We start from the raw sequence: 17,804 nt of genomic DNA, 5'->3' as shown, positions 1-17,804 counted from the left end.
CTAAGGTCTCGAAAGTGTTGTTCTCATTAGCAGGGGAGCGAACCAGCTGACCAGTTGGGTCAACACGAAGACGCCGAATACAGCTAGCGGCGCCAATGGCTTCACACCTGCAAACGTCAGCGCGAACAGCACTGCCGTCAAAATTAACTTGCCTGCCTCACCGGCGTAAAACGACCGGACGATGGCTTGCGCTGCTCGGGCGCCGGAAAACCGAAAAGCCCTGTGAGCAAAATACACATTGGGTAGCAAAGCTATCAGGCCTCCGCAGAGTCCTGAATATCCGGCGACGACTCCATGCCATTGCCAGAGCCCCAGAGCAGCCAGCAATAAAACGACAAATTGAGCCAGCAAAACCGGAAAAACCGCCAAGCGATGGAACGGCAAGCGGTTTGGCGTGCGGGTTTCCATCACAACTGCTCCTCAAAGGTCGGCTACCAAAGATTGAAAACTTGGCATAATTTGTGCCGACAAAATGCGCGCAGAGTATAGGGGCGACGAAGCCCCTATTCAACTGTCAGGTAGTGATTTCCGACTGCGCGCTACATGAGGAAATGTTTCAGCGGATGTGAGCAAGCACTCCTTGCAGCTCATCCAGGGAATTGTAACCAATCACTAACTGGCCTTTTCCCTTCTTTCCGTGGCGGATCTGCACCGCAGAGCCTAGCCGCTCTGCCAGACGCTGTTCGAGCCTGGCAATGTCCGGGTCGGCTTTTACCGGTTCAGCGGGCTCCTGTTTGCCACTCAACCACTGGCGAACCAGGGCTTCGGTCTGACGTACTGTCAGGCCGCGTGCGACAACGTGTCGCGCCCCTTCCACCTGCTGAGCATCAGGCAAACCGAGCAATGCCCGTGCATGACCCATTTCCAGGTCACCGTGGGACAGCATGGTCTTGATTACTTCCGGCAACGAAATCAATCGCAACAAGTTAGCCACAGACACCCGGGACTTGCCCACAGCGTCGGCTACTTGCTGTTGAGTCAGCTGGAACTCTTGCTGCAAGCGCTGCAAGGCGACGGCTTCTTCAATCGGGTTGAGGTCTTCGCGCTGAATGTTCTCGATTAGCGCCATTGCAATTGCAGTTTCGTCCGGCACGTCCTTGACCATCGCCGGGATCGTGTCCTTGCCAGCCTGCTGGCTGGCACGCCAGCGCCGCTCACCTGCGATGATCTCGAAGCGGTTGCCTTCGATCGGGCGCACCACGATCGGCTGCATCACGCCCTGGCTGCGGATCGAGCTGGCCAGCTCTTCGAGCGCCTGCGGGTCCATGTCGCGACGAGGCTGGTACTTGCCGCGCTGGATCAGGTCCAGGGGCAGGTGTTGCAGCTCGCTTTGATCAACCTTGACCGCTTGCTCTTCCAGCGAGCTGACCGTAGGACCACTCAGGAGTGCATCCAGTCCGCGTCCGAGACCTCGTTTCTTGACGGCCATGGGATTTCCTTAAGTTGGCTGAGGCGTACGGGTGGCGCGACGTTGACGACGAACCAGCTCGCCCGCCAGGGCAAGGTAAGCAATCGCGCCACGGGAATTTTTGTCGTAGGCCAATGCAGGCATGCCGTAGCTCGGTGCTTCGGCCAGACGAATGTTGCGCGGGATGACCGTGTCGTAAAGCTGCTCGCCGAAGTGTTCCTTGAGCTGGGCCGAAACGTCGTTCATCAGGCTCAGGCGCGGGTCATACATGGTCCGCAACAGGCCTTCGATCTTCAGGTTCGGGTTCAGCAGCTCGGCGATGCGCTTGATGTTATCCACAAGGTCGCTCAAGCCTTCGAGTGCAAAGTACTCGCACTGCATGGGGATAATGACCCCATCGGCTGCAACCAGAGCATTCAGGGTCAACATCGACAGCGACGGCGGGCAATCGATCAGGATGTAATCGTAGCTCTCGCGAACCGGTGCCAGGGCCGTGCGCAGACGGCTTTCCTTCATCTGCATTTCGAGCAACACGACTTCGGCTGCCGTCAGGTCGCGGTTGGCTGGCAGAAGCTGGTAACCACCGTGCTCGGACACGTGCATGGCCTGAGCCAGGTCGCACTCGCCGATCAACAGGTCGTAGACCGAATTCTCGAGACCGTGTTTATCCACACCGCTACCCATGGTGGCGTTGCCCTGTGGATCAAGGTCGATCAGCAGCACGCGGCGCTTGGTCGCGACCAGCGATGCTGCGAGGTTGATACAGGTGGTGGTTTTACCCACACCACCCTTTTGGTTCGCTATTGCGAATACCTTAGCCATTCTTGCTTGCGTTCCCAATCATGCCGTGCGGCGCAGTATCAGCAGATGGCGTTGGCCTTGGCAACCCGGAACGGTCAAGGCGTGTTCGCTATCTAGACGAAAATCAGACGGCAATGCTACCAGCTCATCGGCCGGATGAACGCCCTTCATTGCCAACCAGCGGGTTTCGCTGTTGCCCAGGTGGCGGGTCCAGTTGCTGAAATTCTCCATGCTGCTGAAAGCCCTGGACACAATTCCGTTGAAAGGCTGCTCAGGCTGGAACTCTTCGACGCGACTGTGGATAACTTGCAGGTTGTCCAGTTTCAGCTCGAGTTTTACCTGGGTCAGGAAACGGGTTTTCTTGCCGTTGCTGTCCAGGCAGGTCACTTGCGACTCGGGAAACAGGATCGCCAGGGGAATGCCCGGCATGCCGCCGCCACTGCCCACATCCAGCCAACGGCCATTTTCGATGAAGGGCATCACGCTCAGACTGTCGAGCAAATGGCGCGACACCATTTCGTCCGGGTTACGCACAGCCGTGAGGTTGTAGGCCTTGTTCCATTTGATCAACAGGGCCAGATAACCCAGCAATTGCTGATGCTGGCTTTCAGTCAGTGCAACGCCCAACTGGCGTGCACCTGTGGATAACTCTTCGGCGTGTTGTGCGGTTACCAGCGAACTCAAGCGTTTTGCTCCAACGTGCGGCCAGCGCCGCGCTTTTTCAGGTGAATCATCAACAGGGAAATCGCCGCGGGGGTCACACCGGGGATACGCGAAGCCTGGCCCAAGGTCTCGGGGCGGGTTGCGCCCAACTTGCTCTGAATCTCTTTCGACAGACCAGAGATGGTCGTGTAATCGATATCCACAGGCAGCTTGGTGTTTTCACTGGCACGCAGACGGGCAATTTCGTCTTGTTGACGATCGATATAACCGGCGTACTTGGTTTTGATCTCAACCTGCTCAGCAACCAGCGGGTCTTCTGCGCCTTGCCCGGTGACTTCAACCAGACCGGCGTAATCGATTTCGGGGCGGGTCAGCAGGTTGAGCAAATTGTATTCATGGGTCAGCGGCGTGCCGAACTTGGCAGCAATGGCATCACCCTGCTCGGTACCCGGACGAACCCAGGTACTTTTGAGCCGTTGTTCTTCTTGCGCGATGCTTTCGCGCTTGGTGCAGAAAGCCGCCCAGCGGGCGTCGTCGACCAGGCCCAGTTCGCGGCCTTTTTCGGTCAAACGCATGTCTGCGTTGTCTTCGCGCAGGATCAGGCGGTATTCGGCGCGGGAAGTAAACATCCGGTACGGTTCTTGAGTACCCAGGGTAATCAAGTCGTCGACCAACACTCCGATGTACGCCTCATCACGACGCGGGCACCAGCTTTCCTTGCCCTGTGCGAGCAATGCCGCGTTGGCGCCAGCCAGCAAACCCTGGGCGCCGGCTTCTTCGTAACCGGTGGTGCCGTTGATTTGCCCGGCAAAGAACAAACCGCCGATCACTTTGGTTTCCAGGCTGTATTTCAGGTCACGCGGGTCGAAGTAGTCGTATTCGATGGCGTAGCCCGGACGCACGATATGCGCATTTTCCATGCCGCGAATCGATTGCACGATCTGGATTTGTACGTCGAACGGCAAGGAAGTAGAGATCCCGTTCGGGTACAGCTCATGGGTGGTCAAACCTTCCGGCTCGATAAACACCTGATGGCTTTCCTTGTCGGCAAAGCGGTGGATCTTGTCTTCGATCGACGGGCAATAACGCGGGCCAATCCCTTCGATCACACCTGAGTACATCGGCGAACGATCGAGGTTGGATGCGATGATTTCATGAGTCCGGGCGTTGGTATGGGTGATCCAGCAACTGACCTGGGCCGGGTGCTGTTCTTTGTTGCCCATGAACGACATGACAGGAATCGGTGTATCGCCCGGTTGCTCGGTCATGACCGAGAAATCCACAGAGCGGCCATCGATACGCGGCGGTGTACCGGTTTTCAGGCGGCCGACTCGTAGAGGCAGTTCACGCAGACGGTGTGCCAGGGCGATCGAAGGTGGATCACCGGCCCGGCCGCCCGAGTAATTCTGCATCCCGATGTGGATAAGTCCACCGAGAAAGGTGCCTGTTGTCAAAACCACGGCATCGGCCATGAAACGTAGGCCCATCTGGGTTACTACGCCACGGACTTGATCCTGTTCAACGATCAGGTCATCAGCAGCCTGTTGAAATATCCACAGGTTGGGCTGATTTTCCAGCGTTTCGCGAATTGCCGCCTTGTACAGAATGCGGTCGGCCTGTGCACGAGTTGCCCGTACTGCCGGGCCTTTACGCCCATTAAGTACACGGAACTGGATGCCGCCTTTATCGGTAGCCATTGCCATCGCGCCGCCCAGGGCGTCGATTTCTTTTACCAGATGGCTTTTACCAATCCCGCCAATCGCAGGATTGCAGCTCATTTGCCCGAGGGTTTCCACGTTGTGGGTCAACAGCAGGGTTTTTACGCCCATACGTGCTGAAGCAAGTGCAGCCTCGGTTCCGGCGTGACCGCCGCCGATGACGATCACTGCAAAACGGGAAGGGAAATTCACCACGCACCTCGTGCCTGTTACTAGGGGTTTTTTGGATAGACCGCGAAGTATAGGGACTTCGCCCTTCTTAAAGAACCCTTTGCACAAAATTTAACCAGCTGTGGATAAGGGCAAGATAGATAAATAAATAGAGAAGAAATTTATAAAGCTTTGTTTTTATGTTTATTTCTACTGAGGCCACTTTCTGTGGATAGATTGCTGTAGACCTTATTTTACGTACTGTACAGAGATTCAAAAGTCTGTGGTTATGCACCGATAAGGGATTGGGATAAGTGGTTTAAGCCTGTGGGTAAAACAGGTGGTTATCCACAAGGGTGGTTATCTTCAGTTTTAAGGCCTACTTACCCACTGACCTGAAGGGCAGTTATGCACAGGGCTTATTTAGGGGTTTTGGTATTTTCGGGCCTATAAACAGGCAGCCGAAAACCGCCTGGAGGAGCAATCCAGCAAGCAGTCGGACGATCGGTCATTGGTTTAGGTGATAAACGGTAGTAACCAGCCCGGTTAGACGGGGGTTTGCAGCCAACCTGTGGATGATGCTTTTAGCTTGTGGGTAATTCCGATAGCAGCCATCAACACTTCATCGTGGGAAGTGATGACTAAAGTGCCCGAGTACTGGTTGAGCATGGTTTCCAGCGCTTGAACGGAAGGTAGATCCAGGTGATTGGCCGGCTCATCGAGCAGCAACAGCTGTGGCAGGGATTGGGCATAAAATACGCAGGCCATCGCGGCCTTCAAGCGTTCTCCACCACTGAGCCTATGGCATGGCAGGTGGATGCGGTCGGCATTGAGGCCCAATTGGGCCAGCCGAGTGCGTAATTCTCCTTCACTCAGTTGCCGGTTAAGAGACTGTAACTGCTCAATAACTGATCGATCCGGGGCCAAAACCCCCAGGTGCTGGTCAAGGTAAGCGCTGGTTACCAGGGTCTTGGCCAGACCGGCAACAACCGGAAGTTGCCCGGCCAATACCTTGAGCAAGGTCGACTTGCCACAGCCGTTTGGCCCGGTCAAAGCAATACGCTGGCCTCGCGTGATGGTGAGATTGATCAAGCGCAGTTGCTCTGCGCCCTGGGGCAGGCAAGCATTTATCAGCTCGGCGATTTGAACTGGCGCGGTCGGGCAAGTCTGAGGCGGATAGACAACAATGGCCTGTTGCTCCTCTACCTGATTAGCAGCCTGACGGACCCGAGCAGATAATTGCTCGCGGGCCGCATCCTGTTGTACCCGCAGCTTGCCACTGCTGGCCTGGCTGCGCTCCTTTTGCCGGCCCAGCAGAATTTTTGCCTGATTGGTATCAGCGGCCTGCTTTTGACCACGGGCTTGTCTGCGTTCAAGGCTTTCCCTTTGCTCACGCAGCGCATGTTCCTGGCGCTTGCGCTCTAGCCTGGCTGACGTCAGCTGTTGTTGCGCTATTTGTAGTTGCTCGGCTTTGGCCTGAGCATAAAACGAGAACCCCCCGCCGTAACTGGTGAGTCCGAGGGATGACAGTTCAACGATGCGTTCCATGCTTTCCAGCAAGTCTCGATCATGGCTGATAACAAGTAATCCGTTAGGCCACTGCTGCAATTGTGTATGGAGGGCCAGCCGATTCTGACGGTCCAGATGATTGGTGGGCTCATCCAGTATCAACAGATCGGCTTGCGACAAAAAGGCGCCCATCAGGGCTACGCGCATGGCTTCGCCACCGCTCAGGGCTGATGCAGGAGTCGAAAGGGTCAGGTGTGCAAGATTGTTGCGGCTTAGCTGATCGAGCAATTGCTGACGGATATTCCAGCGCTCGCCCACACAGTCAAAGTCCGCTTGGACGCTGCTGCCCCGCTCTATTCGCTCAAGGGCGCTGATGACTGTTTGCACACCAGCAAGCTCGGCAAGGGTGTGATTGGGGTCGTGGCTGACTTGCTGCTTCAGGTAATACACCGAGCCATTGCGGATGCACCGGCCGGTTGAGGGCAAGATATCCCCTGCAATGATGCGCGCCAATATGCTCTTGCCCACACCATTGCGCCCTACCAGCCCTGTGCGGCGCTGGTCGAGATGCAGATCAAGATCTGAAAACAGGGAACTGCCATCAGGCAGTTGATAGGAAACGCCTTGCAGCGTTACAGAGGTAACGTGAGTCATACACACTCCAGAGATGCACAGATCTACCCCCTGTTGCAGGGGAATCGAGAACTGGCCGCAAGCATCGCGGCGGCATCAATGGCGCATTGGACTAATACCTCGTGTGAATGTGGATAACTGTAGCAGTGTGACGCGTTGTAGTCGCTGCCGAGGTACGAAGGCTGCGATAGCCTGCAAACCGCTCGCAGCCTTCGTACCTCGGCAGCGACTACAGAACTGCTTTGTTATTTGCCTATACAGAAGCTGGAGAAAATCCTCCCCAGCAGATCATCGGAGCTGAATGCCCCGGTAATCTCGCCGAGTGAATGTTGCGCCTGACGCAAATCCTCTGCCAGCAACTCCCCTGCGCCCGCCAGAGTCAGTTGTGCCCTGCCGTGCTCAAGTGCCTTGCTGGCATGTTGCAGTGCCTCCAGATGGCGTCGGCGTGCGCTGAAGCTGCTCTCCGAGGTCTGCTCATAGCCCATGCAGGCCTTGAGGTGTTCACGCAGCAAGTCCAGGCCATCCGTTGAGCGTGCGCTCAAGCTGATTGTGACGTGGCCATCTTCGCTGACTTCCAGGGCAATGTTCTCACCGCTCAGATCAGCCTTGTTACGAATCAAGGTCACTTTCGCCGGATCAGGACGCTGCTCAAGAAACTCTGGCCACAGGGCAAATGGGTCATCAGCTTCAGGGGCGGTGGCATCGACCACCAGCAATACCCGATCAGCCTCGCCAATAGCCTTGAGTGCCCGCTGCACGCCGATTTTTTCCACATGATCGTCGGTGTCACGCAGCCCGGCCGTGTCGACCACGTGCAACGGCATGCCATCGATGTGGATATGTTCGCGCAGTACATCACGGGTGGTACCGGCAATCTCTGTCACGATTGCCGCTTCACGCCCGGCCAGGGCATTGAGCAGGCTCGATTTGCCGGCGTTGGGGCGCCCGGCAATCACTACTGTCATGCCGTCGCGTAGCAAGGCACCTTGCCCGGCTTCACGCTGGACGGTGGATAACTCTTCGCGCACCTTGTCGAGCATACCGAGCACATGGCCATCCGCGAGGAAGTCGATTTCTTCTTCCGGGAAATCAATCGCTGCCTCGACATAGATACGCAAACCGATCAGTTGCTCGGTCAAGTTATGCACACGCTGTGAAAAAGCGCCCTGCAAGGAGCGCAATGCGTTACGCGCGGCCTGTGCAGAACTTGCCTCGATCAGGTCAGCGATAGCCTCGGCCTGGGCCAGGTCGAGTTTGTCATTCAAAAATGCCCGCTCGCTGAATTCCCCCGGTCGGGCCAAACGGCAGCCCAACTGGATGCAGCGCTGCAGCAGCATATCGAGGACGATCGGACCGCCGTGGCCCTGCAGTTCCAATACATCTTCGCCGGTAAAGGAGTTGGGCCCGGGGAAATACAACGCAATGCCTTCATCCAGCACTTCGCGGTTTTCGCCATAAAAAGGGCCGTAATGGGCATAGCGCGGTTTGAGCTCACGCTCACTGAACGCTTTGGCTGCAACACCGGCCAGGGGCCCGGAAATACGTACGATCCCCACACCACCTCGGCCTTGGGCAGTCGCTACTGCAGCAATGGTCTCAGCCGGAACACTCATAAACAGGCCTCAAAACAAAAGTAACGGATAGCAAAACGCCCCACTAGGGGGCGTTTTGAGTGGTGCGTATCAGAGTAAGTTACTCAGCTGCTTTTTTGGTAGCTGCTTCAACTTTACGCGTGATGTACCACTGTTGAGCGATGGACAGGCAGTTGTTCACAACCCAGTACAGCACCAGACCAGCCGGGAACCACAGGAAGAAGAAGGTGAAGATGATTGGCATCAGCTTCATCACCTTGGCCTGCATCGGATCCGGCGGAGTCGGGTTCAGACGCTGCTGGATGAACATGGTTGCGCCCATGATAATCGGCAGAATGAAGAACGGGTCTTTGATCGACAGGTCGGTAATCCAGAGCATGAACGGCGCCTGGCGCATTTCAACACTTTCCAGAAGTACCCAGTACAAGGACAGGAAGACCGGCATCTGCACCAGAATCGGCAAGCAGCCGCCCAGTGGATTGATCTTCTCTTTCTTGTACAGCTCCATCATCGCTTGCGACATTTTCTGGCGGTCATCACCGAACTGCTCTTTCAGAGCGGCCAGTTTTGGTGCCACAGCGCGCATGCGGGCCATCGACTTGTAGCTGGCAGCCGACAGAGGGAAGAAGATCCCTTTGATCAGCATGGTCAGGAAGATGATCGACCAGCCCCAGTTACCGACCAGGCTGTGGATATGTTGCAGCAGCCAGAAAATAGGCTGGGCAATGAACCACAGGATGCCGTAGTCGACTGTCAGTTCCAGGCCTGGGGATAACTCTTTGAGTACACCCTGGCTTTTCGGACCGGCGTACAACGTAGCGCTGGTTTCAGCAGTTTTGCCCGGCTCAACGGTCAAGGTTGGGCCAGTGAAACCGATGATGTAGTTGCCCTGGTTGTCTTTGCGGGTCTGAACGACGTTGTTATCGCCTTTCTGAGGGATCCACGCGGTCACAAAGTAGTGCTGCAACCAGGCAACCCAGCCGCCTTGTACGGTTTCTTTCAGCTGAGCCTTGTCGATATCTTTCATCGACACTTTTTTGTACGGCTCTGCACTTGTCCACAGGGCAGCGCCCAGGTAAGTCGCAGTGCCGGTGGCGGTGCTGGAAGAAGGATCGGAGCTGGCGTCACGCTTCAATTGCGCGAACAGGTTGCCGTTCCACGGCTTGCCGCTCTCGTTATCAATCAGATAGCTGACTTGTACATCGTACAAACCACGCTTGAGCGTGAAGCGTTTGATGTAGTTGATGCCGTTTTCGCTGAATTTCAGATCAACAACCAGTTGATCCTGGCCTGGGGCCAGTTCGTAGGTCTTTTTCTCAGTGCTGAAAACAGGACGACCTGACGGACGGGCGTCCGGGCCATCAACGCCTGTCAGGCCACTTTGTGCCAGATAGGTGCGTTCGTTGCCGTTATCGAACAACTGGAAAGGAACATCCGGGTGATCCTGGCGACGTGGGTAAAGCGGCAGACGCAACTGGGCAATGTCGCCACCCTGTGGATCAATCGCGATATCCAGAACATCCGTTTTTACGTGGATGAGGTCTTTGCTTGCAGCCACCGGGGTTTCAGTCGGTGTGCTGGTATCAGTATTGGCGCTGGGTACATCGGCACTGTTCGAAGCGTTGTTACCTGAAACCGTATCGGGCAAAGCCGGTGCGGTGGTGCTGGCGGCAACATTCTGAGTCGGCAGGGCAGCTTGGCCGTAGTCCTGGTTCCATTTCAGAACCATAACGTAGGACACGACTGCGAGAGCGACGATCAGGATCGTGCGTTTAATATCCATGATTACTCGGCCATCAAGAAGAACGGGAGGTAGGGATAGGCGGAACCGGGTCGTAACCACCGGGATTCCACGGGTGACAGCGACCTAAACGACGAAAGGTCAGCCAGCCGCCGCGCAGAAGGCCATGATTTTCGATGGCTTCCAACGCGTAGCAGGAACAACTGGGGTAGAAACGGCAGTGGCTGGCCATCAAAGGACTAATGGCATAACGATAAAACTGGATCGGAACGAGCGCCAGTTTACGCATCAGGACTGCCTACCCCTACAGTTTCGGTTTTAACCGCTGGAACTGGCGTGTTACGGGCCAGACGCTTCCAGAGTTTGCCGAAATGCTGAATCAATTCGGGGTTCTCTACGTCACCCAAACCTTTGCGCGCGACGATAACGATATCCCAACCAACCAGTAAATCCTGGTGGAGACGAAACGATTCACGCATCAAACGCTTAAGGCGATTGCGCTCAACGGAGAGCTTTACGCTCTTTTTCCCGATCACTAACCCCAGGCGGGGGTGATCAAGATCGTTGCTACGCGCAAGGAGCAGGAGATTTTTCCCCGGAACCTTGCCGGTGGGGGAGTCAAAGACTGCCTTGAAATGTCGGGGAGTGAGTAACCGCTTTTCCCGACTGAAGTCCTGACTCACCACCATTGTCTGATTATCAAACTGCCAGACGTGCACGGCCTTTGGCGCGGCGACGCGACAGGACTGCACGGCCGTTTTTAGTAGCCATGCGAGCACGGAAACCGTGAGTGCGGGCGCGTTTGATAGTGCTTGGTTGGAAAGTACGTTTCATGTCGTGCTACCTGGTTCGTCCACAACGGGCCGGAATGGCCCCCGTTTTAAGAGACCGGCGATTCTAGAGAATGCAAGCCGATAGGTCAATTTCCAACCAACGTTTACTGCTAAATAGATGTTTGCCGTTTTGCACCAGCCTGGTGCCTGCCAACTATAGAAATAAAAAAACGAAGTATTTAAAGCTCTTTTAAAGAACTTATTACTCTTATAGAGCCATTTATCTGTGGATAACTCTACGCAGCCCTTATGCAGCAAGGTTTTCAGAGATCAGAAAGGTTGTCCACAAGCCGTGCTTTGCCTGTGCTGCAACCTCGGAAAAGCTGTGCATGAAAGGCCTCTTTATCCACAGGCTGGTTATGCACAGAGTTTTACCCCCACTTGTGCAATGGGCTCAGGCCCGCTTATCCACAGACCTTATTCACATACCATTTGTCGCTTTGTTCACAGTAAAAAGCCTGCCAACGCCTTATATGCAGCTCAGCTACATGTGGATAAGTGGGGCTGCGGTCGCTACAATGGCGCCTGTTTTTGCCTCACCGGCTTTCAACTTAGGGGATATCCGTGTCAGTGGAACTTTGGCAGCAGTGCGTGGAGCTTTTGCGCGATGAGCTGCCTGCCCAGCAATTCAACACCTGGATCCGTCCACTACAGGTCGAAGCCGAAGGCGACGAGTTGCGTGTGTATGCACCCAACCGATTCGTTCTCGACTGGGTCAACGAAAAGTACCTGAGCCGTTTGCTTGAACTGTTGAATGAGCACAGCAATGGCATGGCGCCAGCGTTGTCCTTATTAATAGGCAGCAAACGCAGCTCGGCGCCTCGTGCTGCGCCCAATGCGCCCTTGGCGGCATCGGCTTCCCAGCAAGCCCCGGCGCCGAGTGCACCTGCGCCTGCAGCCGCCGCGCCAGCACCCAAACAGTCCGAGCCCGCCAGCGAAGAGCCTTCGCGCGCCAGCTTCGACCCGATGGCCGGCGCCAGCTCGCAGCAAGCACCCGTGCGTGCCGAGCAACGCACCGTTCAGGTTGAAGGTGCGCTCAAGCACACCAGCTATCTGAACCGCACCTTTACCTTCGAAAACTTTGTTGAGGGCAAGTCCAACCAACTGGCTCGCGCTGCGGCGTGGCAAGTGGCGGATAACCCCAAGCACGGTTACAACCCGCTCTTCCTTTATGGCGGCGTAGGTCTGGGTAAGACTCACTTGATGCACGCGGTGGGCAACCACCTGTTAAAGAAAAACCCGAATGCCAAGGTCGTGTACCTGCATTCCGAGCGTTTTGTAGCGGATATGGTTAAAGCCCTGCAGCTCAATGCCATCAACGAGTTCAAGCGCTTCTACCGTTCGGTCGATGCCTTGCTCATCGATGACATTCAATTCTTCGCGCGCAAGGAACGGTCCCAGGAAGAGTTCTTCCACACCTTCAACGCCCTGCTTGAAGGCGGTCAGCAAGTGATTCTGACCAGTGACCGTTACCCGAAAGAAATCGAAGGCCTCGAAGAGCGTCTCAAGTCGCGCTTTGGCTGGGGACTGACGGTTGCCGTCGAGCCGCCGGAGCTGGAGACCCGCGTAGCGATCTTGATGAAGAAGGCCGATCAGGCCAAGGTTGACCTGCCCCACGATGCAGCCTTCTTTATTGCCCAGCGCATTCGCTCCAACGTGCGTGAGCTAGAAGGCGCGCTTAAGCGCGTTATCGCTCACTCGCACTTTATGGGCCGCGACATCACCATCGAGCTGATTCGCGAGTCCCTTAAAGACTTGCTGGCGCTGCAAGACAAACTCGTCTCTGTGGATAACATCCAGCGCACCGTGGCCGAGTACTACAAGATCAAGATTTCGGACTTGCTGTCCAAGCGCCGCTCGCGCTCGGTTGCGCGACCACGCCAGGTCGCCATGGCACTGTCCAAGGAACTGACCAACCACAGCCTGCCGGAAATCGGCGATGTGTTTGGCGGTCGCGATCACACTACGGTTTTGCACGCATGCCGCAAGATCAACGAGCTTAAGGAATCCGACGCGGACATCCGCGAGGACTACAAGAACCTGCTGCGAACTCTGACAACCTGATGACACCAGCGCAGCTTATTAAGGCAAGGGACTAGACCATGCATTTCACCATTCAACGCGAAGCCCTGTTGAAACCCCTGCAACTGGTCGCAGGCGTCGTTGAACGCCGCCAGACCTTGCCGGTATTGTCCAACGTGCTGTTGGTTGTCGAAGGCCAGCAACTGTCGCTGACCGGTACCGACCTTGAGGTCGAACTGGTTGGCCGCGTGCAACTTGAAGAGCCGGCCGAGCCAGGCGAAATCACTGTGCCTGCGCGCAAGCTGATGGATATCTGCAAAAGCCTGCCCAACGATGCCCTGATCGACATCAAACTCGATGACAACAAGCTGGTGGTCAAGGCAGGCCGTAGCCGCTTTACCCTGTCCACCCTGCCAGCCAATGATTTCCCGACGGTTGAAGAAGGCCCGGGCTCGCTGACCTGCAGCCTGCAACAAAGCAAATTGCGCCGCCTGATCGAGCGCACCAGCTTTGCCATGGCCCAGCAGGACGTTCGTTACTACCTCAACGGCATGCTGCTGGAAGTGTCGGCCGGCATCATCCGTGCTGTGGCCACCGACGGTCACCGTCTGGCCATGTGCTCGATGAAAGCCGATATCGGCCAGCCAGACCGTCACCAGGTGATCGTACCGCGCAAGGGTATCCTTGAGCTGGCGCGCCTGCTGACCGAGCCGGACGGCGAAGTGAGCATCGTTCTGGGGGCACACCATATCCGTGCCACCACCGGCGAGTTCACCTTTACCTCCAAGCTGGTAGACGGCAAGTTCCCGGACTACGAGCGCGTGCTGCCTAAAGGCGGTGACAAGGTGGTGATCGGTGACCGTCAGGCACTGCGTGAAGCGTTCAGCCGTACCGCGATCCTGTCCAACGAGAAGTATCGTGGTATCCGTCTGCAACTGGCCAATGGCCAGCTTAAAATCCAGGCCAATAACCCGGAGCAGGAAGAAGCTGAAGAAGAAGTAGGCGTTGATTACAACGGCGGCTCCCTTGAGATCGGCTTCAACGTGAGCTACCTGCTGGACGTGCTGGGCGTGATGACCACTGAACAAGTGCGTCTGATCCTGTCGGACTCCAACAGCAGCGCCCTGGTCCAGGAGTCGGACAACGACGACTCGGCCTACGTTGTCATGCCGATGCGCCTGTAACTTATGCACAGCCCACGTTAGATGTCCCTCAGTCGTGTCACAGTCACCGCGGTGCGTAACTTGCACCCGGTGACCTTCTCCCCCTCTCCCCGCATCAATATCTTGTATGGCGCCAACGGCAGCGGAAAAACCAGCGTGCTGGAAGCTATCCATCTGCTGGGGCTGGCGCGTTCGTTTCGCAGCGTGCGGCTCAACCCCGTCATCCAGCACGAGCAGCAGAGCTGTACAGTTTTTGGTCAGGTCGAACTGGCTGAGGGCGGGCAGAGTGCGCTGGGTATCTCGCGCGATCGCCAGGGGGAGTTCCAGATTCGTATCGACGGCCAGAATGCGCGCAGTGCTGCACAACTGGCCGAGATCCTGCCGCTGCAATTGATCAACCCGGACAGCTTCCGCCTCCTTGAAGGGGCCCCAAAGATCCGTAGACAGTTTCTCGACTGGGGCGTGTTCCATGTCGAGCCGCGGTTCATGTCGACCTGGCAGCGGCTACAGAAGGCCCTGCGGCAGCGGAACTCATGGCTGCGGCATGGTACACTTGACGCCGTTTCGCAAGCGGCCTGGGACCGGGAACTGTGCCTGGCCAGTGCTGAAATTGATGAATACCGCCGCGCCTACATCAAAGCCTTGAAACCAGTCTTTGAGCAGACCCTGAGCGAGTTGCTGGATCTCGAAGGGTTAACGCTGAGCTATTACCGTGGTTGGGACAAAGACCGTGAGCTGAGTGCTGTACTCGCCGCGTCTGTCCACCGGGACCAGCAAATGGGCCATACCCAGGCAGGGCCACAACGTGCTGATTTGCGTCTCAAGCTGGGAGCAAACAACGCCGCTGATATTTTGTCGCGGGGGCAGCAGAAGTTGGTGGTCTGCGCGCTGCGCATTGCGCAGGGGCACTTGGTCAGCCAGGCCCGGCGTGGCCAATGTATTTATCTGGTAGATGACTTGCCGTCTGAGCTGGACGAGCAGCATCGCAACGCATTGTGTCGCTTGTTGGAAGACTTACGCTGCCAGGTATTCATTACCTGTGTAGACCACGAATTATTGAGGGAAGGCTGGCAGACGGAAACGCCAGTTGCCCTGTTCCACGTGGAACAGGGCTGTATCACCCAGACCCACGACCATCGGGAGTGAAGGCATTGAGCGAAGAAAACACGTACGACTCAACGAGCATTAAAGTGCTGAAAGGCCTTGATGCCGTACGCAAACGTCCCGGTATGTACATTGGTGATACTGACGATGGCAGCGGTCTGCACCACATGGTGTTCGAAGTAGTCGACAACTCCATCGACGAAGCACTGGCTGGCCATTGCGACGACATCACCATCACGATCCACCCGGACGAGTCCATCACCGTGCGCGACAACGGCCGCGGTATTCCGGTGGACGTGCATAAAGAAGAAGGCGTTTCTGCAGCCGAGGTCATCATGACCGTGCTGCACGCCGGCGGTAAGTTCGATGACAACTCCTACAAAGTATCCGGCGGTTTGCACGGTGTAGGTGTTTCGGTGGTAAACGCCTTGTCCGAACTGCTGGTCCTGACGGTACGTCGCAGCGGCAAGATCTGGGAACAGACCTACGTCCACGGTGTTCCTCAGGCGCCTATGGCTATTGTGGGTGAAAGTGAAACCACGGGTACGCAGATCCACTTCAAACCGTCTGACCAGACTTTCAAGAATATCCACTTTAGCTGGGACATCCTGGCCAAGCGGATTCGTGAGCTGTCTTTCCTGAACTCCGGTGTAGGTATCGTCCTCAAGGACGAGCGCAGCGGCAAGGAAGAACTGTTCAAGTACGAAGGCGGCTTGCGTGCATTCGTTGACTACCTGAACACCAACAAGACCCCGGTCAACCAGGTGTTTCACTTCAATGTTCAACGTGAAGACGGTATCGGCGTAGAAATCGCCTTGCAGTGGAACGACAGCTTCAACGAGAACCTGTTGTGCTTCACCAACAACATTCCACAGCGCGATGGTGGCACGCACTTGGTGGGCTTCCGCTCTGCCCTGACGCGTAACCTCAACACTTACATCGAAGCTGAAGGCCTGGCCAAAAAGCACAAGGTCGCCACCACCGGTGATGACGCCCGTGAAGGCTTGACCGCAATCATCTCGGTGAAAGTGCCGGATCCAAAGTTCAGCTCGCAGACCAAAGACAAGCTGGTGTCTTCCGAAGTGAAGACCGCTGTTGAACAGGAAATGGGCAAGTTCTTCTCCGACTTCCTGCTGGAACACCCGAACGAGGCCAAGTTGATTGTCGGCAAGATGATCGACGCAGCCCGTGCGCGTGAAGCTGCACGTAAAGCCCGTGAAATGACCCGTCGTAAAGGCGCGTTGGACATCGCGGGCCTGCCGGGCAAACTGGCTGACTGCCAGGAAAAAGACCCAGCACTGTCCGAACTGTACCTGGTGGAAGGTGACTCTGCTGGCGGCTCCGCCAAGCAGGGACGCAATCGTCGCACCCAGGCCATCCTGCCGTTGAAAGGTAAAATCCTCAACGTCGAGAAAGCTCGTTTCGACAAGATGATCTCTTCGCAAGAAGTTGGCACCTTGATCACTGCACTGGGCTGCGGTATCGGTCGCGAAGAGTACAACATCGACAAACTGCGCTATCACAACATCATCATCATGACCGATGCTGACGTCGACGGTTCGCACATCCGTACCCTGCTGCTGACCTTCTTCTTCCGTCAGTTGCCGGAGCTGATCGAGCGTGGCTACATCTACATCGCCCAGCCACCGTTGTACAAAGTGAAAAAGGGCAAGCAAGAGCAGTACATCAAAGACGACGAGGCCATGGAAGAGTACATGACCCAGTCGGCTCTTGAAGATGCCAGCCTGCACCTGAACGAAGATGCCCCTGGCATCTCCGGTGAGGCACTGGAGCGTCTGGTGTACGACTTCCGCATGGTGATGAAGACTCTCAAGCGTTTGTCGCGCCTGTACCCTCAGGAGCTGACCGAGCACTTCATCTACCTGCCGGCTGTGAGCCTTGAGCAGTTGGGCGACCACGCTGCCATGCAGGACTGGATGGCCAAGTTTGAAGAGCGTCTGCGTCTGGTCGAGAAGTCGGGCCTGGTCTACAAAGCCAGCCTGCGTGAAGACCGTGAGCGTAATGTCTGGTTGCCAGAGGTCGAACTGATCTCCCATGGCCACTCGACGTTCATCACCTTCAACCGCGACTTCTTCGGCAGCAACGATTACAAAACCGTTGTGACCCTGGGCGCTCAACTGAGCACCCTGCTGGATGACGGCGCCTACATCCAGCGTGGCGAACGTCGCAAGCAAGTGACCGAGTTCAAGGAAGCACTGGACTGGTTGATGGCTGAAAGCACCAAGCGTCACACCATCCAGCGCTACAAAGGTCTGGGCGAAATGAACCCGGATCAGCTCTGGGAAACCACGATGGACCCAAGCGTGCGTCGCATGCTGAAAGTCACCATCGAAGACGCGATCGGCGCCGATCAGATCTTCAACACCTTGATGGGCGACGCTGTAGAACCACGTCGTGAATTCATCGAGAGCAACGCACTGGCAGTTTCCAACCTGGACTTCTGATC

General features: G+C 56.3%; 15 protein-coding genes. 4 read left to right on the top strand and 11 right to left on the bottom strand.

Going from position 1 to position 17,804, the window contains the following annotated elements:
* From CJU81_RS08645 to rpmH, 11 genes are all read right to left on the bottom strand, one after another.
* Complete coding sequence (locus CJU81_RS08645) at positions 1-408, bottom strand: F0F1 ATP synthase subunit I (protein ID WP_003437994.1); 408 nt, start codon at positions 406-408, stop codon at positions 1-3.
* 148 nt (positions 409-556) lie between these two features.
* Entirely contained in the window at positions 557-1,429 is an 873-nt protein-coding gene (locus CJU81_RS08640; protein ID WP_095036259.1) for a ParB/RepB/Spo0J family partition protein, read from the bottom strand.
* A 9-nt stretch (positions 1,430-1,438) separates the two neighbouring features.
* The gene (locus CJU81_RS08635) at positions 1,439-2,230 is read right to left on the bottom strand and encodes a ParA family protein (protein ID WP_095036258.1); all 792 of its coding nucleotides are present in this window, start codon (positions 2,228-2,230) and stop codon (positions 1,439-1,441) included.
* Positions 2,231-2,248: 18 nt separating this feature from the next.
* Positions 2,249-2,893, bottom strand: a complete 645-nt coding sequence (gene rsmG / locus CJU81_RS08630) for a 16S rRNA (guanine(527)-N(7))-methyltransferase RsmG (protein ID WP_086799502.1) — start codon at positions 2,891-2,893, stop codon at positions 2,249-2,251.
* Positions 2,890-4,782 (bottom strand): tRNA uridine-5-carboxymethylaminomethyl(34) synthesis enzyme MnmG, encoded by a 1,893-nt coding sequence (mnmG, locus tag CJU81_RS08625; protein WP_095036315.1) that lies wholly within the window; start codon positions 4,780-4,782, stop codon positions 2,890-2,892. The genes rsmG and mnmG overlap by 4 nt, the downstream gene beginning before the upstream one ends.
* A gap of 504 nt (positions 4,783-5,286) precedes the next feature.
* Positions 5,287-6,903: an ABC-F family ATP-binding cassette domain-containing protein gene (locus tag CJU81_RS08620; protein WP_095036257.1), complete on the bottom strand. Its 1,617-nt coding sequence runs from the start codon at positions 6,901-6,903 to the stop codon at positions 5,287-5,289.
* A 224-nt stretch (positions 6,904-7,127) separates the two neighbouring features.
* Positions 7,128-8,495, bottom strand: a complete 1,368-nt coding sequence (gene mnmE / locus CJU81_RS08615) for a tRNA uridine-5-carboxymethylaminomethyl(34) synthesis GTPase MnmE (protein ID WP_095036256.1) — start codon at positions 8,493-8,495, stop codon at positions 7,128-7,130.
* Between the two features lie 79 nt (positions 8,496-8,574).
* Entirely contained in the window at positions 8,575-10,257 is a 1,683-nt protein-coding gene (gene yidC, locus CJU81_RS08610) for a membrane protein insertase YidC (RefSeq protein ID WP_095027769.1), read from the bottom strand.
* Positions 10,258-10,270: 13 nt separating this feature from the next.
* Positions 10,271-10,504, bottom strand: coding sequence for a membrane protein insertion efficiency factor YidD (gene yidD / locus CJU81_RS08605; RefSeq protein WP_019828647.1), 234 nt, complete (start codon positions 10,502-10,504; stop codon positions 10,271-10,273).
* Positions 10,497-10,898 carry a ribonuclease P protein component gene (gene rnpA, locus CJU81_RS08600; RefSeq protein ID WP_019828646.1) on the bottom strand — a complete coding sequence of 134 codons (402 nt, stop codon included), beginning with the start codon at positions 10,896-10,898 and terminating at the stop codon, positions 10,497-10,499. Before rnpA ends, yidD begins: the two co-directional genes overlap by 8 nt.
* A 16-nt stretch (positions 10,899-10,914) precedes the next feature.
* The gene (gene rpmH, locus CJU81_RS08595; protein ID WP_003213577.1) at positions 10,915-11,049 is read right to left on the bottom strand and encodes a 50S ribosomal protein L34; all 135 of its coding nucleotides are present in this window, start codon (positions 11,047-11,049) and stop codon (positions 10,915-10,917) included.
* Positions 11,050-11,612: 563 nt separating this feature from the next.
* Here rpmH and dnaA point away from each other — a divergent pair.
* Genes dnaA through gyrB form a run of 4 tightly spaced genes read left to right on the top strand, consistent with a single transcriptional unit; the run spans position 11,613 to position 17,802 of the window.
* A complete protein-coding gene (gene dnaA / locus CJU81_RS08590) occupies positions 11,613-13,112 on the top strand; it encodes a chromosomal replication initiator protein DnaA (protein ID WP_095027768.1) in 1,500 nt (499 codons plus the stop codon).
* Positions 13,113-13,150: 38 nt separating this feature from the next.
* Positions 13,151-14,254 carry a DNA polymerase III subunit beta gene (gene dnaN, locus CJU81_RS08585; protein WP_016782864.1) on the top strand — a complete coding sequence of 368 codons (1,104 nt, stop codon included), beginning with the start codon at positions 13,151-13,153 and terminating at the stop codon, positions 14,252-14,254.
* A 21-nt stretch (positions 14,255-14,275) separates the two neighbouring features.
* Positions 14,276-15,379 (top strand): DNA replication/repair protein RecF, encoded by a 1,104-nt coding sequence (recF, locus tag CJU81_RS08580; RefSeq protein WP_095036255.1) that lies wholly within the window; start codon positions 14,276-14,278, stop codon positions 15,377-15,379.
* A 5-nt stretch (positions 15,380-15,384) separates the two neighbouring features.
* Positions 15,385-17,802 carry a DNA topoisomerase (ATP-hydrolyzing) subunit B gene (gene gyrB, locus CJU81_RS08575; protein ID WP_095036254.1) on the top strand — a complete coding sequence of 806 codons (2,418 nt, stop codon included), beginning with the start codon at positions 15,385-15,387 and terminating at the stop codon, positions 17,800-17,802.
* Positions 17,803-17,804: the final 2 nt, after the last annotated feature.

The organism is Pseudomonas fragi (assembly GCF_002269505.1).
In the GTDB taxonomy this organism is placed as follows: domain Bacteria; phylum Pseudomonadota; class Gammaproteobacteria; order Pseudomonadales; family Pseudomonadaceae; genus Aquipseudomonas; species Aquipseudomonas fragi_D.
This window is presented reverse-complemented; position numbering and strand designations above follow the sequence as displayed.

Bases quoted from the DNA above. Each gene is read 5' to 3' on its own strand.
- CJU81_RS08645 (WP_003437994.1), bottom strand. From the start codon at position 408: ATGGAAACCCGCACGCCAAACCGCTTGCCGTTCCATCGCTTGGCGGTT.
- CJU81_RS08640 (WP_095036259.1), bottom strand. From the start codon at position 1,429: ATGGCCGTCAAGAAACGAGGTCTCGGACGCGGACTGGATGCACTCCTG.
- CJU81_RS08635 (WP_095036258.1), bottom strand. From the start codon at position 2,230: ATGGCTAAGGTATTCGCAATAGCGAACCAAAAGGGTGGTGTGGGTAAA.
- CJU81_RS08620 (WP_095036257.1), bottom strand. From the start codon at position 6,903: ATGACTCACGTTACCTCTGTAACGCTGCAAGGCGTTTCCTATCAACTG.
- mnmE (WP_095036256.1), bottom strand. From the start codon at position 8,495: ATGAGTGTTCCGGCTGAGACCATTGCTGCAGTAGCGACTGCCCAAGGC.
- yidC (WP_095027769.1), bottom strand. From the start codon at position 10,257: ATGGATATTAAACGCACGATCCTGATCGTCGCTCTCGCAGTCGTGTCC.
- yidD (WP_019828647.1), bottom strand. From the start codon at position 10,504: ATGCGTAAACTGGCGCTCGTTCCGATCCAGTTTTATCGTTATGCCATT.
- rpmH (WP_003213577.1), bottom strand. From the start codon at position 11,049: ATGAAACGTACTTTCCAACCAAGCACTATCAAACGCGCCCGCACTCAC.
- dnaN (WP_016782864.1), top strand. From the start codon at position 13,151: ATGCATTTCACCATTCAACGCGAAGCCCTGTTGAAACCCCTGCAACTG.
- recF (WP_095036255.1), top strand. From the start codon at position 14,276: ATGTCCCTCAGTCGTGTCACAGTCACCGCGGTGCGTAACTTGCACCCG.